Raw genomic sequence first — 17723 nt, forward strand, 5'->3', positions numbered from 1 at the left:
GCGGCCTGCTGCTGCGGCGCGGCGGCCGGCCCCGGTGTGTCCGCTGTCACGACAACAACAACGAACCCCAACCCGACCATGAGCCTGTTGCGCCTCGAACCCCGGCCGCAGCCCTCCCAGGCGATGAGCCTGGCCTCGCCGCTGCTGGCGCTCGCCCTGACGGTGCTGGTGGGCATCGGCCTGTTCGCCGCCCTCGGCAAGAACCCGCTGCAGGGCCTGGCCGTGTTCTTTGTCGAGCCGGTGAAGAACGCCTATGCCTGGGGCGAGATCGCCGTCAAGGCGACGCCGCTGGCGCTGATCGCGCTCGGGCTGGCGCTGTGCTATCGCAGCAATGTCTGGAACATCGGTGCCGAGGGCCAGTTCATCGCCGGTGCGCTGGCCGCCGGCTGGGTGGCGATGCAGGCCACGCCCGAGACCTCGCGCTGGATCGTGCTGCCCATCCTGCTGGCCGGCATGGCCGGCGGCATGCTGTGGGCGTCGATCGTGGCGGCGCTGCGCGACCGTTTCAATGCCAACGAGATCCTGGTCAGCCTGATGCTGGTCTACGTGGCCGATCTGCTGCTGCAGTACCTGGTCTACGGGCCGTGGAAGGATCCGAAGGGCTTCAACTTCCCGCAGACGGTCACCTTCGACATCGTGACGCGGATTCCGAAGCTGTTCGAGACGGGGCGGGCGCACATCGGCGTGTGGGTGGCGCTCGGGGCGGCGGTGGCGGTGTGGCTGGTGCTGGCGCGTACCTATGCCGGTTTCCAGCTGCAGGTCGGTGGCTTGGCGCCGCATGCAGCGCGTTATGCGGGTTTCTCGTCGCGTACGGCGCTGTGGGGGGCCTTGCTGGCCTCGGGTGCGTTGGCGGGGCTGGCCGGTGCGCTGGAGGCGGCGGGTCCGCTGGCGCAGCTGACGCCGCATGTGCCGGCGGGCTACGGTTTCGCGGCCATCATCGTGGCCTTCGTCGGTCGTCTGCATCCCTTGGGGGTGCTGCTGGCCAGCATCCTGATGAGCATGTTCTACATCGGCGGCGAACTGGCCCAGTCCCGTCTGGGGCTGCCGAAGTCGCTGACCGGCGTGTTCCAGGGCCTGCTGCTGTTCGCGCTGCTGGCCTGTGACACGCTGGTGCACTACCGGGTGCGGATCGGTGGGGGGCGGGTGTGATGCGGCCGGGTCTGGACCTGGGCGTGGCTGCTGCTGACGGGGGCGCGGTTGCTGGCTTGCGGGTGTCGGCGCGCGGTGACGGAGGCCGGGTGAGCGGATCGCTCCGTGTCCCCCGGGCCTTCGGCCCTCCTCCTTTACCTGCGCGATCCGCTCACCCGGCCTCCGCCACCTCCCCATCACCGGCCCCCTGCGCCGGATCTGATCGCCGCAGGGCACCGATGGTGGTGGAGCGGCGGGGTGGCACAAGGCCTTCCACGCAGGTCAAGGAGGAGCCGGCCTCCAGGCCGGCGGGGGACACGGAGTGGAAGGCCTTGTGCCGCCCCGCCGCGACCGCACGGACAACCACACGGACCGTCCACGACCTGAACCAGCGCCCGGCCCCTCGCTGACCGACGATCCACACACCACAACAACACCCATGGATGCCTTCGCGCTGCTGATCGCCGCCACGCTCAATGCCGGCACCGTGCTCGCCATCGCCGGCCTCGGCCTGCTGATCAACGAGCGGGCCGGCGTCGTCAACCTCGGGGCCGAAGGCCTGATGCTGGTGGCCGCCATCGCCGGCTTCGCCACCGCCGTCCACACCGGCAGTGACCTGGCCGCCTTCGCTGCCGGCATCACCGCCGGCGCTCTGCTGGCCGCTGCCTTCGGCTGGCTGGTCATCTGGCTCAACACCAACCAGTACGCCACCGGCCTGGCCCTGAGCCTCTTCGGCGCCGGCTTCTCCGCCTTCGTCGGCCAGCGCTTCACCCAGGAACGCCTGGGCGAACGGCTGAAGTTCGAGATCCCCGTCCTCGCCGACATCCCCTTCATCGGCCCAGCCCTGTTCCGCCAGCACCCGATGGTCTACCTGGCCATCGCCGGCACCGCCGCGCTCGCCTGGTTCCTCTGCCGATCGCGCGCCGGCCTCGTGCTGCGCGCCGTCGGCGAATCGCCCGAGAGCGCGCATGCCCTCGGTTATCCGGTGCGCCGCATCCGACTGGCCGCGGTGATCGCCGGCGGCGCGCTGTGCGGCCTGGCCGGCGCCTACATCTCCGTCGTCTACACCCCGCTGTGGGTCGAGGGCATGGTCGCCGGCAAGGGCTGGATCGCGCTCGCGCTGACCACCTTCGCCACCTGGCGCCCGGCCCGCATCCTGCTGGGCGCCTACCTGTTCGGCGGCGTCACCATGCTGCAGTTCCACCTGCAGGGCGAGGGCGTCGAGATCCCGACCCAGGCGCTGGCCATGCTGCCCTACCTGGCCACCATCGTCGTGCTGGTGCTGATCTCACGCAATCCGACCTGGATCCGCATCAACATGCCGGCCTCGCTCGGCAAGCCTTTCCATCCGGGAAGCTAGCCACAATGACGGGTGGTGGCGATGACGCCACCGTCCGACCCTTCTTCCCCACGACCGTCTCCGCCCGCGGAGCACACACACCATGCAACAGCCCTCGAAGCGCACCCTGCTGAAGCTGGCCAGCCTGGCCGCCGCCGCCTCCGCCGCCCTGCTGGCCGGATGCGGCAAGAAGGAGGAGGCCGCGCCCGCCGCCCCGGCCGCCGAACCCGCCAGCGCCGCCTCGGTCGCCGCCGCACCGGCCAAGCTCAAGGTCGCCTTCGCCTACGTCGGCCCGGTCGGCGACGGGGGCTGGACCTTCGCCCACGACAACGCCCGCAAGGCGCTGGAAAAGGAGCTGGGCGACAAGATCGAGACGAGCTTCGTCGAGAACGTGCCCGAGGCCGCCGACGCCGAGCGCGTGTTCCGCGACATGATCGGCCAGGGCAACAAGCTGATCTTCGGCACCACCTTCGGCTACATGGAGCCGATGCTCAAGATCGCGCCCGAGTTCAAGGACGTCAAGTTCGAGCATGCGACCGGCTACAAGACCGCCGAGAACATGCGCACCTACGACAGCCGTACCTACGAGGGCGCCTACATGGCCGGTGTCATCGCCGGTGCGATGACCAAGTCCAACGTGCTGGGCGTGGTCGGCTCGGTGCCCATCCCCGAGGTGATCCGCAACATCAACAGCTTCACCCTCGGCGCGCAGAGCGTGAACCCGAAGATCAAGACCAAGGTGGTCTGGGTCAACAAGTGGTTCGATCCGCCCAAGGAGACCGAGGCCGCCACCGCGCTGATCAGCGGCGGTGCCGACATCCTGATGCAGAACACCGACTCCGCCGCCGTGCTCAAGACGGCCGAGGAAAAGGGCAAGCGCGCCTTCGGCTGGGATTCGGACATGACCGCCTACGGCCCGAAGGCGCACCTCGGTTCGGCCGTCATCAACTGGGCGCCGTACTACATCCAGGCAACCAAGGACGCGCTGGAAGGCAAGTGGGCCACCGGCCAGAGCTGGTGGGGCGTCAAGGAAGGCGCGATCGACTTCGTCGCCGTCGCCGAGGACGTGCCGGCCGACGTCAAGAAGAAGGTCGACGACATCAAGGCCGGCCTGAAGGACGGCAGCTTCTCGATCTGGAAGGGCCCGATCACCGACAACGCCGGCAAGGTCGTGCTGGAGAAGGACAAGGTCGCCGACGACGCCTTCCTGGGTGGCATCAAGTTCTACGTCAAGGGCGTGGAAGGCAAGGTGCCGGGCGACAAGTGATCGCCCCGGCTGGCGGCTGGTTCAGGCCGGCCGCTCGCCGCGGTAGATCGCCGCCAGCCGCCGGCCCTGCACGCGGGCGTCGTACTCGCGCGTCATGTGGGCGCGGGCGGCGTCCAGCATCGCGCGCCAGGCCTCGGGGCCGGCGTCCAGCCAGCGCCGCACGGCGGCCACGATGCCGTCGACGTCGCGCTCGTCGGCCAGCCAGCCGGTCTGGCCGTCGCGCACGATCTCGGGGATGTCGCAGTGGCGGCTGCTGACGATGCCGATGCCGAGTGCCGAGGCGTCGATCAGCGCCACCGGGGCGCCGCCCTCGCTGTCGCCATCGGCCGCGGTCACGCTGGTCGACAGGAACAGGTGGTGGCTGCGCATCGCCTCGACCATCACCGCATGCGGCTGGAAGCCGGCCAGCGTGGTGCAGTCCTGCAGGCCGTGGCGCTGCAGGCGTTCCAGGATGCGGGCCTTCTCCTGGTCGTCGCCGGCGTCGCCGATGATCGTGATCTCCAGCGGCACGTCGGCGCGGATGCGCGCCAGCGCGTCGAGCGCGTACGGAATGCCCTTCTTCTCGCGGAAGGCGGCGGCGATCAGCACCTTCAGCGGCTGGCCGGCCGTCCACACATGGGGCGCGTAGGCGATGCGCTCCAGATCGACGCCCAGGTGGTGGGTGATGATCTTCTCGGGCGGGCAGCCGAGCGTGGCCGCCAGGCTGCGGCCCATCGCGCTGCCCTCGCACAGGAAGACGGTGTCGGGCTGGGCGAACAGCTCGGCATAGCGCTGGCGCCAGACCGGCTCGCTGACCGGCAGGCGCGACATGTCGTGGCCGTAGAAGGTCACCACGTGACGGCAGCCGGCGGCACGCACCGCCTGGTGCGCCTTCCAGCCGTTGTTGCCGAAGTGCGAGTGCACGACCTGCGGCCGCAGGGCCCGCAACTGCTGCCCCAGATAGGGAAAGCCGCGACGGCCGATCAGCACGCCGAGCTGGTAGCGCAGCTGGTGCGCGAGGTAGCGGACGCGGCCCTCGCGCTTCAGGCAGTGCAGGTGCGGCACCGGGAACTGGTCCAGGTTCTGCGCCCGGCGGCACACCACATGGCTGTCCACCTCAGGGGGCAGCTGGCGCTGCTGGTGCCACATCCAGTTCTGCGTCAGCGGCAGCCAGACCGGGGCGAACTGCACCACCCGCAGCGCGGTGCCGGCCGCCGGCAGCGGCGCGCCCATCAGCGCGCGGCCCCGTGCAGCAGCACCTCGCGCACGGCGGCGATCACGTAGTCGACGTCGGCATCGCTCAGCTTGGGCGAGATCGGCAGGCTGACGGTGCGCTGGCCGATCTCGCGCGCGTGCGGCCAGTCCTCCGGCCGCCAGCCCAGCTGCTGCTGGTAGTACGGATGCTCGGCCAGGCTCAGGTAGTGCACGCCGACGCCGACGCGGCGCGCCGTCATCGCGTCGAGGAAGGCGTCACGGCTCACCGGGCTGCGGGCCTCGTCGATCAGCAGCGTGTAGAGGTGGCAGGCGTGGCGGGTGTCGGCCTCGAAGGCGGCCGGGCGCTCGGCCGGCAGATCGGCGAAGGCGTCCTGGTAGCGGGCCCAGATCTCGGCGCGGCGCTGCCAGCTGGCCTCGATGCGGGCGAGCTGGTGGATGCCGATGGCCGCCTGCAGGTCCATCATGTTGTACTTGAAGCCGGCCTCGACCACCTGGTAGTGCTTGAAGCCGCTGTCGCTGAAGCGCTTCCAGGCATCCTTGCTCATGCCGTGCAGGGCCAGCATGCGCACGCGGGCCATGCGTTCGGCCTCGCGCGCCAGCACCATGCCGCCTTCGCCGGTGATGATGTTCTTGGTGACGTAGAAGCTGAAGCAGCCGAAGTCGCCGAAGGTGCCGGCCTGGCGGCCGTGGTAGGTCGTCTCGATCGCGTGCGCGCAGTCCTCGATCACGTGCAGGCCGTGGCGCTCGGCGATCGCCATCAGCGCGTCCATGTCGCAGGGCCGGCCGGCGAAGTGCACCGGCACGATGGCCTTGGTGCGCGGCGTGATCGCCGCCTCGACCGCGGCCGGATCCAGGTTGAAGCTGCGGCGGTCGACATCGGCCAGCACCGGCGTCAGACCGGCGTGCACGATGGTGTTGGCCGTCGCGCAGAAGGTCATCGGCGTGGTGATGACCTCGCTGCCGGCGGGCAGTTCGAGCGCCATCAGCGCCAGGTGCAGCGCGGCGGTGCAGGAGTTGACGCCGGCCACCTGCTCGGGCGTGGCGCCCTTGTAGGCCGCGAACTCACGCTCGAAGCGCGCCGCCTTCGGGCCCGTGCCCAGCCAGCCGGTCTTCATCGAGTCGACGACCTCGTCGATCTCGGCCTGTCCGATCTCGGGCGCACCGAAGACCAGGAAATCATCACGCAGCGCAAGGCGGTTCATCGGTGGCGGGGGCATGGGTGCAAGAGAGCCCGAAATTATCCAGCAACACACGCTGCCGGCTGCGTGGGTCGCAGGGCGGGGGTGCCGTGCAGCGGGTGGCGCGGTCTCGCCACCCGTCGCGACGGGCCCGTGGCCCTCAGAGCAGATGCGTGAGCTGCAGGCCGATGCGCCGCTGGCGCTGCGCGCCCTGCGCGATGCGTCCGGCTTCCAGTCCGAGTTGCCAGCCGGACGAGAGCCGCAGCATCTGCGTCCATTGCCAGTGCGTGGCGCTGCGGGGCCCGCCGTCCGGGCGGCTTTCGTGGCGCCACCGCAGCAGCGTCTTCAGGCCACCGACCTCGCGCACGATCAGGCCCGCCTCCTGCTGCCAGGACAGCCAGAGGCCGCGGTGCAGGCCGAGGCCACCGCCGGCCAGCGCGTAGAGGTCGATGTCCGGATGCACGCGCAGCGTCTGGCCGAGCGCGCCTTCGACCGAGGCGGCCACGGCCGTGGTGCGGTCGGCCCGTGCCTGCGGCAGCGCACCGAGCGCGAAACGGCCGGACCAGCCGCCCGCCAGCGCGTCGTGCGGCAACAGCGAGGTGACGCCATAGACCACCAGATGCTGCAGCCGCAGCCGGTCGTTCTCCAGGCGCAGGCCGAGGTCGAACAACTGCAGCGCGCTTTCGCCCAGGCGGTGGCGGTGATCGTCCTCCAGGGCGTGGGACACCGGCATCAGCCGCAAGGACCAGCCGTCGCGCGGGCCGCGGCGCTCGCGCCCGAGGCTCCAGCGGGCTTCCGGTGGCGTGAGCGACGGATCCATCTGCGCATCGACGGCCAGGCTCTCGCCGGCCGGCCGGGCGGCACGGCGCGTGTCGATGGCCGTGCTCAGGCGCTGCCACTGTGCGGGGCCGAGGCGGCCACGTGCGAGTTCGAGGCCGGCCCAGGCGCGGGTGAATTCCAGCGCCTGCAGGCCGCTCAGGTCTGTGGGCAGGAGGTCCGTGTCGGTGGCCGGCACCCTCGCTTCGTGCGCGGTGTCGCCCTGGGGCTGCCCTGCGCGACGGACCGTCTCCAGGGCCTGCTCGATCTCCGCGTGGTCCAGCCCGTCGCGCAGCGTGCGCACGCGCCAGGCCGCCGGGGTGTAGACACGGTCGGCCCGCGGGGTGCCGCGGGCCGTCTGTTCCCGCAGCACGCGGCGTGGCGTGATCCAGGGGCTGGCCGGCGCGCTGGCTGCGGCGACCGGTTGCACGATGCGCAGCAGATCGCGCACCAGGGTCGCGCAGTTGTGGTCCTGGAACAGGTAGCGGATGCGCGCAGACCGCAGCTCCAGCAGATGCGCCTGCAGCAGGGTGGCCTGATCCGGGGTCAGCGCCAGATCGTATTCCCACAGGGTGCGGCCCTCGCCGACCACGTAGTGGCGCACGGTCTCGTCATGGGGGCCGAGCGCGAACCAGCCCGGCTTGCCGGTCACCAGGCTTTCGTAGAGCAGCAGCGGCAGGTTCCAGGTGCCCGCATCGGTGTAGAAACTCAGCGCATGGGCGACCTCCTCGCCGTCGGCGCGCCGTCCTTCCAGCTTGAAGAACAGGTGGCCCATCATGCTGGAGGGCTGCGCCGGGTTCTCGGAGGCGAAGACCAGGCTGATGCGGCTGGCCGGCGCGCGGCCGCTGAAGTCCTGCCAGTCGGCGCAGCGTGACAGCGGCAGCTCGCCGACCACGCCCTGGGCCCGCAGCCACAGGTAGCGGGCCGGCATCCGGCAGACCTCCGCCTCGGCGTCCGGACCGCTCAGGGCCGCCCGTGTGGCCTGCCACTCCGCCTCGGCCGAGAAGTCCGGTGCGCTGCGCAGAAAGGCCGGATCGTCGATCTGTGGCTGCCCGTCGTGCAGGTGCAGCAGGGCCTGCCAGACCGGATGGGCGGCCATCGACGTGAGGTCGGCCGAGGTGCCGGCATGGGCGGCCACCCCGGTGCCGCCCGACAGGGCGGTCAGCAGAGCCAGTAGCAGCGCGACGGGCGGACGCCAAAAAAAAGCGGCCCGAAGGCCGCTGGTCCGCACCCCGTCGCGACGGGGTACGCGCCGCATCACGGGTTGCTGCAGGGGATGGAGACGTTGTCCGCGTACTTCCACATCTTGTCGGTGGAGTAGTCGGTGGTCGAGCCGAGCCCGCCGCCGATCAGGATGTTGCCGAAGAACTTGACGTCGACGTCACTGTTGACCGTGGTCTGCTTGGCGCAGCCCGGCGCGTCGACGTTGAACACCTTCGGACTGCGGGTGCGCAGCACCTGCACGGCGCCCGGCGTCTCGAAGGGCTTGCCGTCGACCGTGCCGGAGACCTTCTGGCCGTTGGACGAGGTGACGTTGACGGTCTGGTTGGCCTCGTTGAAGACGGTGGCGCAGCCCGACAGCAGGGCGCTGGCCGCGACGGCCGCGGCGATGAGACTCTTGTTCATTCTGGATATCGTTGTGGCATTCGCGTGATGGCTGGACGCACCTGGATGGATGGCGTTCGGCTACCTCCCCTGGTCACGCAGGCCCAGGACGCCCTGTGACCGGGCGCGGGCGGCATTCTAGGTGCGCGTGAAGAAATGTTGCCGTGCCGCCAGCCCCTTGATCGTGGCGTCAGGCACATCGCGGATCCGGCCGGCCCTGGCCCTGCGCGGCCGATCCGGCGCTGCGTCCGTCTCGGCTCCATGCACCGTCCGTCTGCATCGCTGCGGCGGCGCCTGCGCGATGATCCGTCGGCCATGAGCCACGACGCCCTGCCGCCTGCCGACGCCCACGCCACCGCCCGCCGCCGTCTGCCCGGGGCGCTCGCGCCGCTGGACGGGCCGGTCTTCCGCAACCTGTGGATCACCTGGGCGGCGGCCAACCTGACGATGTGGATGCACGACGTCGCGGCGGCCTGGCTGATGACGGAGCTGACGACCAGCCCGGTGATGGTGGCGCTGGTGCAGACGGCCTCGACCCTGCCGGTCTTCCTGCTGGGCCTGCCCAGCGGCGCGCTGGCCGACATCCTGGACCGGCGGCGCTACTACGCGGCCACCCAGTTGTGGGTCTCGCTGGTGGCGCTGGTGCTGGCGCTGACGGCGCTCGTCGGCGGGCTGAACGCGCCGCTGCTGCTGGCGCTGACCTTCGCCAACGGCATCGGCCTGGCGCTGCGCTGGCCGGTGTTCTCGGCCATCGTGCCCTCGGTCGTGCCGCGGTCGGACCTGCCGGCGGCGCTGGCGCTCAACGGCATCTCGATGAACCTGGCGCGGGTGCTGGGGCCGACGATCGCCGGTGCGCTGCTGGCGGCCGCCGGCGCCACCGCGGTGTTCGCGTTGAACGCGGTGCTGGCGGTGATGTCGGCGGTGCTGATCCTGCGCTGGAAGGCCCAGGCCCAGCCGTCCGCGCTGCCGGGCGAGCGCTTTCTCGGCGCGATGCGGGTCGGCATCCAGCACGTGACGCAGAGCCCGCGCATGCGCGTGGTGCTGGTGCGCATCTTCGCCTTCTTCCTGCAGTCCTCGGCGCTGATGGCGCTGCTGCCGCTGGTCGCGCTGCGGCTGCCGGGTGCGGGGGCCGGCACCTTCACGCTGATGCTGTCGTCGATCGGCGCCGGGGCCATCGGTGCGGCGCTGGCCTTTCCGGCGCTGCGCGCCCGCTTCGGCCGCGACACCTTCGTGCGCGTGGCCACGGTGGTCCATGCGGCGGCCTCGGTGGCGGTGGTGCTGTCGCCCACGCCGTGGTTGAGCGTGCCGCTGCTGATGGTGCTGGGTGCGGCCTGGATCTCGACGGCCAACACGCTGTCGGTGGCCGCGCAGATGGCGCTGCCGGACTGGGTGCGCGCGCGCGGCATGTCGGCCTACCAGATGGCGCTGATGGGCGGCTCGGCGGCCGGCTCGCTGCTGTGGGGCCAGGTGGCGGCCTTCAGCAGCATCGATGCGGCGGTGATCGTGGCCTCGGTGCTCGGCCCGCTGTTCCTGCTGGCCACCCGGCACTGGACGGTGGACGGCGGCGAGGAGGTCGACCACACGCCGGTCGAGGTGCCGGCCACCATCGCCGAGCCGGCGCAGGCGGTCGATGGCGACGAGGGGCCGGTGATGGTCTCGGTCGAGTACTGGATCGACCCGGCCCGGGCCGAGGACTTCGCCCGCGTGATGCAGGCCACGCGCCAGGCGCGGCTGCGCCAGGGCGTGCTGAGCTGGAGCCTGTTCCGCGATGCGGCGGTGCCCGGCCGTTATGTCGAGGTCTTCGTCGACGAGAACTGGATCGAGCACCAGCGCCGCCTCGCGCGCTTCAGTGCCGCCGATGCCGGGCTGCGCGAGCAGCGTCTGGCCTTCCACGTGCGCCCGGAGCTGCCGCGGGTGCAGCGCCATGTGGCCGAGGGGCGGGGCGGGCTGCCGCGCTGAGTGCGCCGGCCCGCCCGGGCCTGAGCCGTCTGCTCAGACCAGCCGCCAGGCCTGCTGGGCCAGCAGTTCGGTGTCCAGGTCGGTGCTGCCGCGCACCGGGGCGATCAGGGCGGTGGTGGGCGCCGCGTCCGTCGGGGTGCCGTCGGGCGTGCCGCTCGCCTGTGCGGTGCTGGCCGAGGCCGTGTCGCCGTCGGCCCCGGCCGCCGGTCCGGCCAGCGCCGCCAGCGCGGCTTGTGCGGCCTGTGCGCTCTGTGCGCTCTGTGCAGTCTGCGCGGTCTGCGCCAGCGCGCCGGCGCCGTCGGTCAGCAGCTCCGACACCGTCGGCAGCGCGGCGTTGTTCTCGGCCGCCGTCGCCTTGCTGAACCACACGTCGGCCATCTGCCGGCTCTGGCCGTCGGCCGTGGTGTAGCTGGAGACCAGGCCCAGCCAGTTGCCGGCGTGGGTGGTGCTGCCGGCGGCGGCCGCGAGATCCAGCGAGACGATGCCCAGCTCGGCCAGGCCGTGCAACTCGCCGGCATCGGTCTGGCCGTCGCCGTCGGCATCGGCCCAGACCTGCAGCTGGCTGAAGACGGCGTCGCTGGCGTCCAGCTTCAGGTCACCGTTGTCGTCCACGTCGGCCAGCGCCTGGTAGCCGTTGGTGGCCCGGCGGCCGTCGGCCAGCCGGGTGCCGGAGCCGAACAGCTCGCTGCCGTCGTCGACGATGCCGTCGCCGTCGCGGTCGAGCACCAGCAGGCCGCTGCCCTGGCCGATCCAGCCGTGCTGCGTCTGGCTGCCGGTGGCGTTGAGGTCGAAGGCCGTGCCGTCGGCGGCGGCCACGGTCTGGATGCCGCTGCCCGTCAGGTCCAGCACGATGGGCGTGGCCATCAGCAGCGCGTCGAGCTGCTTGTCGGTCAGCGCGGCCAGGTCCTCGTCGCTCAGCGCGGCCTGCTGGGTCGTGGTGAAGGCCGACAGCGCGGTGGTCGACAGCGCGCTGACCTGCTCGGGGTCGAGTGCGGCGATCTGGGCCGCGCTCAGGCTGCGGATCTGCGTCGTCGTCAGGGCGGCGAAGGTCTCGGGATCGAGGGCGGCGATCTGCGCGGTGCCCAGGGTGGCCAGCTGCGAGGCGCTGAGCCCGCTGACCACCAGCTGGTAGGGCGTCAGCGCGCCGAGGGCCTGGGTGCTCAGGCCGGCCAGCTGCACGCTGTCGAGCAGGCCGAAGGCATCGGCGCCGATGGCCACCAGCTGCATCGCGCTGAAGGCCGCCAGCTGCTGCGAGCTCAGCGCCATCACCTCGCCATAACTGAGCGATTGCAGGGCATCCTCGCCCAGGCCGGCGATGGCCGCGGTGCCGAGGGCGGCGAAGGTCTCGGGCCGCATCGCGGCGACCTGGTCGGCATCGAGCGCGGCCACCTGCAGGCGGTTGAGCGCGGCGGCCTGCTGCGGGCTCAGCGCATAGACCGCGTCCTCGTTGAGGGCGGCCACCTGCACCTGCGACAGCACGGCGATCTGTGCGGTGCTCAGCGCGGCCACCGCCGCGTGGTCGAGCGCGGCCACGGCGTAGGCGCTCAGTCCGGCCAGGGCCTGGGCGCTGAGCGCGGCGACCTGATGCGGCTCCAGCGCGGCGGCCTGGGTGGCGCTCAGACCGGCGGTCTGCGGCCGGGTCAGCTGGGCCAGCACCGGCTCGCTCAGGCCGGCCACCGTCTCGGCCGACAGCGCGCCGAGCTGGGCCGAGCCGAAGGCGGCAATCTGCGTGCTGCCCAGGGCGTTGAGCTGGTCCTCGTCGAGCACGGCCATCTGGCTGCGGCTCAGGCGGGCGATCTGGGCACTGCTGAACTCGGCGAAGTCGGCCGCGCCGAGCGCGTGCAGGGCGGTGGTCGTCAGACCGGTGACGGCCGCGGCCGCCAGCGCCTGGACCTGCGTCGCCGCCAGCGCGGCCAGCTCGCCGACTGCCAGCCCGGCCAGCTGGGCCGAGCCGAGGGCCGACAGCGCGGCGGTGTTCAGCGCCGCGAACTGTGCCGCGTCGAGTGCGGCCAGCTGCACCGCGCTCAGCCCCGGTGCGGCGGCCGCGCCGAGGGCGGCCAGCTGCGCCGTGCTGAACGATTCCAGCAGGTTGCTGCCGAGGGCGGCCAGCTGCTGGCTGCCGAGCGCGCTGATCTGCAGCGTGCCCAGGCTGGCCAGCTGGCCCAGGCTGAGGGCGCCGAGGGCCTGGGTCGACAGCGCGGCGATGTCTTCGGTGCCGAGGACCGCCAGCTGGCCTTCGCCCAGGCTGGCCAGCTGGCCGCTGGTCAGCGCCGCGACCTGGTGTGTGGTCAACGCGGCCAGCGGCGCACTGCCGAGCGCGGCCAGCAGCGTGGTCGACAGCGCCGGCAGCGCCGCGGTGCCCAGCGCCGCCCACTGCCGCGCGCCGAGCCCGGCGAGCTGGCTGCCGTCGAGCGCGGCCAGCTGGGCCGAGCCGAGGGCGGCCACGTCCTCGCTGGCCAGCGCCTGGATCTGGGCGTTGGACAGCCCGCGCAACGCGACCGTGGCCAGCGCCGCCACCTGCTGGGTGTTCAGCGCCTCGATCTGGGCGCTGGCCAGCCAGCCGAGCTGGGTCGAGCCGAGCGCGGCGATCTGGGCCGTGCCGAGCGCGGCCAGATCGGTGGCATCGAGCGAGCGCAGCTGGGCGCTGCTGAGGCCGCGCAGGGCCAGGGTCGACAAGGCCGACAGGTCCTCGGCATCGAGGGCCTGCAGCTGCTGCGTGTTCAGGGCCGCCAGCTGGGCCGAGTTCAGTGCATGCACCTGCACCGTGGTCAGCGCGGCCAGCGAGACGGTCTGCAGCGCGGCCAGCTGCTGCGAGCCCAGCGCGCCGATCTGCGACGAGGACAGCGCCGCCAGATCGGCGGTGGCCAGGCCGTTGAGCTGGGCCGAGCCCAGGCCGGCCAGGCCGCGCGCGCTGAGCGCCACCAGATTGGCCGTGCCCAGGCTGTGCAGGCTGTCCAGGCTCATGGCCGCGACCTGGGTCGAGGTCAGTGCGGCCACCTGCGTGCTGCTGAGCACGCCGGCCTCGTGCTCGACCAGCGCCATCATCTGCCGCGTGGTCAGCGCGGCCATGGCGCTCGGACTGAGGGCCATAAGCGCCGTGCTGTCGAGCGCCAGCAGCTGGGCGGTGTCGAGCGCGCGCAGCTGGGCCGAGTTCAGGCCGATGGTCTGCGCGCTGCCCAGCAGGCCGAGCCGCTCCAGGCTCAGGCCGGCCAGCTGGGCGGTGGTCAGCGCGCCCATCTGGGTCGAGCTGAAGGTGCGCAGCTGTTCGGCATCCAGCCGGGCCAGCTGGGCGCTGCCCAGGCCGACCAGGGCGCTGGCCGACAGCGCGGTGATCTCCTCGTCATCGAGGGCGGCCAGCGCCTGCGTCGACAGCGCGCGCAGCTGGGCCGAGCCCAGCGCCTGCAGCTGCACGGTGGTCAGGGTGTCGATGGCCGTGGCGTCGAGCTGGGCGATCTGCTGGGTGGTCAGCGCCCGCACGGCGGCGGTCGACAGCGCGGCCAGCGCGTCGTCGTGCAGGCCGGCGATCTGGGCGCTGCCCAGTGCGATGACCTGGGCGGTGGTCAGCGCCGCCACCTGCTGGCTGCTGAACTCGGCCAGCACCTCCACCGGCAGCCGCGACAGCTGGTTGGAGGCCAGTGCCGCCACCTGGGCGGTGCTCAGCGCCTGCAGCTGCTCGGGCGTGAAGGCGACCAGCTGGGTGGTGGTCAGCGCCCGCACGGTGGCCGTGGGCAGGGCCGACAGCGCATCGACCGACAGCGTGGCCAGTTGCTGCGCGGTCAGCGCACCGAGCTGGCGCGAGCTCAGCGCCAGCAGCTGCTGGCTGCCGAAGGAGGCCAGGGCGTCGCTGGCCAGGCCGGCCAGCTGCTCGGGGGCCAGCGCGGCGAGCTGGCGGCTGCCGAGCGCGGCCAGATCCTCGCCGTCGAGCGCGGCCAGCTGGGCGCTGCTGAGCGCGCGGATGGCGGCCGTGCTGAGGGCGGCGACGGCACCGGCCGACAGCGCGGCCAGCTGCGCCGTCGACAGCGCCTGCACCTGGCCCGCGCCGAGCGCGCCGAGCTGGCGCTCGCTCAGGTGCTCCAGCGCCTCGGCGCCGAGGGCACCGAGCTGGGCCGTCGACAGCGCGGCGATCTGGCGTGTGCTGAACGGGCCGTTGCCGCTGGCCAGCAGGGTGTCGATCAGCCGGGTGTCGAGCGCGCGCACGGCGGCGGTGCTGAGCGCGGCCATGCCGTTGCTGCCCAGCGCCGCCAGCTGCTCGGCCTCCAGGCTGGCGACCTGGGTGGTGGTCAGGGCGGCGATCTGGCGGGTGGTCAGCGCGGCGATGTCGTCGGCGTCCAGCACGTCGAGCTGGCGTGCGCTCAGGCTGCGCAGCGCCAGCGTGGACAGCGCGGCGAAGTCGGCGGCCTCCAGTGCGTCGAGCTGGGCGGTGGTCAGCGCGGCCAGCTGCACGCTGGACAGGCCGGCGAGCTGGGCCGTGCCCATCTGCAGCAGCGTGCCACCGGCCAGCGCCGCGATCTGCTGCGTGCCCAGGCTGGCGATCTGGGCGGTGGTCAGGGCGCCGATGGCCGCGCGGTCGGCCAGGCCGTCCAGCGCATCGACGCTGAGGGCGCGCAGCGCCTGGGTGGCGATCGCGGCCAGCGCGGCGGTCGACAGCGCGGCCAGCTGCTCGCCGTCGAGCGCGACGACCTGGCGGCTGGTCAGCGCGGCGGCCTGGCGGGCGCTGAGCGCGGCCATGTCCTCGCCGCTGAAGCTGGCGAGCTGGGCGCTGTCGAGCGCCCGCAGCGTGGTGGTGGACAGGCCGCCGACGGCCTCGGCCGACCAGGCCTCGACCTGGGCGCTGGACAGCGCGCTGACCTGGCGCGAACTGAGCGCGGCCGCCTGGGTGCTGGTCAGCTGGCCCCAGGCCTCGGCGCTGAGGGCGGCGAGCTGGGCGCTGCTCATGGCCTGCAGCTGGCGGCTGCTCAGCAGGTGCAGGCTGTCGCCGTCGATGGACTGCAGCTGCTGCGTGCTCAGCCCGGCGACGGCGGCCGTGCTCAGGCCGGCCAGTGCGCCCTGGGCGGCCAGGGCCTGCACCTGGGTGCTGGCCAGCGCGCCCACCTGGCTGCTGACCAGCCCGGCCAGCGCGCTGCTGCCGATGGCGCGCAGCGTGTCCTCGTCCATCTGGCTGATCTGCTGCGTGGCCAGCTGGCCGATCTGGCGCGCGCTCAGGCCCAGATCGCCGTCGGCCGCCAGCGCGGCCAGGTCCTGTTGATCCAGCACCCGCACGGCCGACGAGACCAGGCGGGAGAGGGCGGCGCTGCTCAGGCTGGTCAGCTGGCCGAGGTCGAGCGCATCGACCTGGCTGGCGGCCAGCACGGCGGCCTGGGTCGCGCTCAGGCCGCCGATGGCCTCGTCGCTGAGGCTGGCCAACTGGTCCGCGTCCAGCACGCGCACGGCCGCCGTGCTCAGCGCCGCCAGCTGGGCGCCCGACAGCACGGCCACCTGTTCGGCGTCCAGCACGTCGACCTGGCGGCTGCCCAGCCCGACCAGCTGCCGGGTGGTCAGCGCGCTGATCTGCGGGGTCTCCAGCGCCTGGGCCTGGGCGGTGGTCAGCGCGCCCAGCACGCTGGCCGTCAGCCCGGTGATGGCGCCCGCGTCGATGGCGGCGAAGGCGGTCGGGTGGATGGCCGCGGCCTGCGCGGTCGACAGCAGGGCCAGCTGGCTGGCCGCGAAGGCGCCCATCTGCAGCGCGCTGAAGGCGCCGAAATCGGTGGCGGTCAGCGCCTTGATCTGCGTGGCACTCAACGCCGCGATCTGATCGGTGGTCAGGGCGGCGATATCGGCGGAGGACATGGGCAAGACGGGCCTGGTTTCGAGGACCGGGCCAGTCTAGAAACCGCCAGTGCGGCCGATGTCGGCAGTAAGGGGGCGTCCACCGGCCTGTTCACCGGCTGGACACGTTCGACCGTGCGGATCGCACGGCCGGGGCCTCAATCGTGCCGGTCGGGGGTGGCCGGGTCCTGCGTCTGCAGGTGCACCTCGCCGTACCAGGCCTGGGCCTGGGTGCCCGTGTTGTCGGCGTCGGTCATCAGCGCGACCGAGCGCAGCGCGCCCGGCGCCTCACCGAAGGCCCGCCGGAAGTCGGCGGCCAGATCGCGCCGGTGGTCACGCCAGCGGCCCAGGCCGGCGGCGCCGGATTCGACGACGATCTTGCGGATGCGGTCGCTGTGCGGGCTGACGATCACGCTGTCCACCGGCAGCACCGGATCCCAGACATAGGCCAGCGTGGCATAGGGCGGCTCCTCGCCGCTGAGCGCGCGCGCCAGCTCGAACTTCAGCCGCGTGGCCAGTGGCAGGCGTTCGCTGTCGCCATCGAAGGCGAACAGCAGCCGGGCGGGGGCGTCGGTGCGTCCGCGCTGGTCGACCCGCGCCTCGCCGATCAGCGCCGGGACCCACCAGGAGAAGCTGACGGTGCCCAGCGCCTGCGGGGGGCAGGCCCAGGGCCGCCGCCACAGGCTGGCCGAGCGGTCGGCCTGTGCATGCCAGGCCGCGCGCCCGTCGTGGTCGGCACGGCGGTAGCGGGTGGCCGCCTTGCCGGGCAGGCGCACCGCGCGCCAGCCGTCGGCATCGGCGGGGGCGTCGCTGTCCTGGGGTGGTGCGGGGCGCGTCGCGGGGAGGGTCGGGCCGGTGGCCTGGGGCTCGGCCTCCGGATCGTCGAGCGGTGGCAGCACGAGGGCCTCGGTCTCGGCGTCGGTCCTGGCCGGGGCCGAGGCCGGAGCGGGCAGGGCCGTCGAGGGGCCCCGTGCGGTCGGCCCATCGGGGGGTGCATCGGGGGGTGCATCGGACGGGCGGGCGGCGGCGGCGCCGGTCCACAGCAGGGTCGCGGCGACCAGGGCGGTGATCCGTCGCGCCGTGGGCCGTCCGGTCGGGTCGGGTCGAGGCCCGGGGGCGAGCGGGCGGCAGGGCAGCGGGTACGGCGGGTGCATCGGGCGGATGGCGAAGCGATGGCGGGGGCAGGTGGTGCGGCGGCGGCGGCGGCGCGCAGCATAGGGCGTGGAGCGGCGGGCCGACCTGCGGGTTCCCCGGATGCGGCGTGCGGGGTGCGGGTGGCGGTCCTCCGTCGGATCTCCGTCCGGTGCGGGCCGGCGGCCGGGCCTCGGGCACGGAATCCCGTGTGCCTGCCGCCGCGTCCGCTCGCCCTGTCCCAGGGTGACACAGGGCGGGCCGCGGCCGGTGGGCGCCTGGCATGCCATGTGCTGTGCAG

At 72.9% G+C, this 17723-nt stretch carries 10 protein-coding genes; 4 read left to right on the forward strand and 6 right to left on the reverse strand.

The window, feature by feature from the left end:
* Positions 1 to 84: 84 nt before the first annotated feature.
* From AACH11_RS17180 to AACH11_RS17190, 3 genes are all read left to right on the forward strand, one after another.
* A complete protein-coding gene (locus AACH11_RS17180) occupies positions 85 to 1149 on the forward strand; it encodes an ABC transporter permease (protein WP_341375574.1) in 1065 nt (354 codons plus the stop codon).
* Between the two features lie 418 nt (positions 1150 to 1567).
* Positions 1568 to 2488, forward strand: a complete 921-nt coding sequence (locus AACH11_RS17185; RefSeq protein ID WP_341375483.1) for an ABC transporter permease — start codon at positions 1568 to 1570, stop codon at positions 2486 to 2488.
* A gap of 82 nt (positions 2489 to 2570) precedes the next feature.
* Entirely contained in the window at positions 2571 to 3734 is a 1164-nt protein-coding gene (locus tag AACH11_RS17190; protein ID WP_341375484.1) for a BMP family ABC transporter substrate-binding protein, read from the forward strand.
* 21 nt (positions 3735 to 3755) lie between these two features.
* On the opposite strand, the gene AACH11_RS17195 is transcribed toward AACH11_RS17190, so the two are convergent.
* From AACH11_RS17195 to AACH11_RS17210, 4 genes are all read right to left on the reverse strand, one after another.
* Positions 3756 to 4946, reverse strand: a complete 1191-nt coding sequence (locus tag AACH11_RS17195; RefSeq protein WP_341375485.1) for a glycosyltransferase — start codon at positions 4944 to 4946, stop codon at positions 3756 to 3758.
* On the reverse strand, positions 4946 to 6130 hold the full coding sequence (locus AACH11_RS17200) for a DegT/DnrJ/EryC1/StrS family aminotransferase (protein ID WP_341375486.1): 1185 nt from the start codon (positions 6128 to 6130) through the stop codon (positions 4946 to 4948). The genes AACH11_RS17195 and AACH11_RS17200 overlap by 1 nt, the downstream gene beginning before the upstream one ends.
* 136 nt (positions 6131 to 6266) lie before the next feature.
* Positions 6267 to 8060 (reverse strand): lipoprotein N-acyltransferase Lnb domain-containing protein, encoded by a 1794-nt coding sequence (locus AACH11_RS17205; protein ID WP_341375487.1) that lies wholly within the window; start codon positions 8058 to 8060, stop codon positions 6267 to 6269.
* Positions 8061 to 8179: 119 nt separating this feature from the next.
* Positions 8180 to 8548, reverse strand: coding sequence for a hypothetical protein (locus AACH11_RS17210; RefSeq protein ID WP_341375488.1), 369 nt, complete (start codon positions 8546 to 8548; stop codon positions 8180 to 8182).
* Positions 8549 to 8842: 294 nt separating this feature from the next.
* Between AACH11_RS17210 and AACH11_RS17215 the strand changes: the two genes are divergently transcribed.
* A complete protein-coding gene (locus tag AACH11_RS17215) occupies positions 8843 to 10486 on the forward strand; it encodes an MFS transporter (RefSeq protein ID WP_341375489.1) in 1644 nt (547 codons plus the stop codon).
* A gap of 33 nt (positions 10487 to 10519) precedes the next feature.
* Here AACH11_RS17215 and AACH11_RS17220 read toward each other — a convergent pair whose 3' ends face one another.
* Positions 10520 to 16312 carry a hypothetical protein gene (locus AACH11_RS17220; RefSeq protein WP_341375490.1) on the reverse strand — a complete coding sequence of 1931 codons (5793 nt, stop codon included), beginning with the start codon at positions 16310 to 16312 and terminating at the stop codon, positions 10520 to 10522.
* Between the two features lie 137 nt (positions 16313 to 16449).
* On the reverse strand, positions 16450 to 17445 hold the full coding sequence (locus AACH11_RS17225) for a DUF3047 domain-containing protein (protein WP_341375491.1): 996 nt from the start codon (positions 17443 to 17445) through the stop codon (positions 16450 to 16452).
* Between the last annotated feature and the right edge of the window lie 278 nt (positions 17446 to 17723).

It is taken from the genome of Pseudaquabacterium rugosum (assembly GCF_038066575.1).
Classification (GTDB): Bacteria; Pseudomonadota; Gammaproteobacteria; order Burkholderiales; family Burkholderiaceae_C; genus Pseudaquabacterium; species Pseudaquabacterium rugosum.

Excerpts from the sequence above, each read along its gene's own strand:
- AACH11_RS17185 (WP_341375483.1), top strand. The coding sequence starts at position 1,568 with ATGGATGCCTTCGCGCTGCTGATCGCCGCCACGCTCAATGCCGGCACC.
- AACH11_RS17210 (WP_341375488.1), bottom strand. The coding sequence starts at position 8,548 with ATGAACAAGAGTCTCATCGCCGCGGCCGTCGCGGCCAGCGCCCTGCTG.
- AACH11_RS17200 (WP_341375486.1), bottom strand. The coding sequence starts at position 6,130 with ATGAACCGCCTTGCGCTGCGTGATGATTTCCTGGTCTTCGGTGCGCCC.
- AACH11_RS17195 (WP_341375485.1), bottom strand. The coding sequence starts at position 4,946 with ATGGGCGCGCCGCTGCCGGCGGCCGGCACCGCGCTGCGGGTGGTGCAG.
- AACH11_RS17220 (WP_341375490.1), bottom strand. The coding sequence starts at position 16,312 with ATGTCCTCCGCCGATATCGCCGCCCTGACCACCGATCAGATCGCGGCG.
- AACH11_RS17215 (WP_341375489.1), top strand. The coding sequence starts at position 8,843 with ATGAGCCACGACGCCCTGCCGCCTGCCGACGCCCACGCCACCGCCCGC.
- AACH11_RS17225 (WP_341375491.1), bottom strand. The coding sequence starts at position 17,445 with ATGCACCCGCCGTACCCGCTGCCCTGCCGCCCGCTCGCCCCCGGGCCT.
- AACH11_RS17190 (WP_341375484.1), top strand. The coding sequence starts at position 2,571 with ATGCAACAGCCCTCGAAGCGCACCCTGCTGAAGCTGGCCAGCCTGGCC.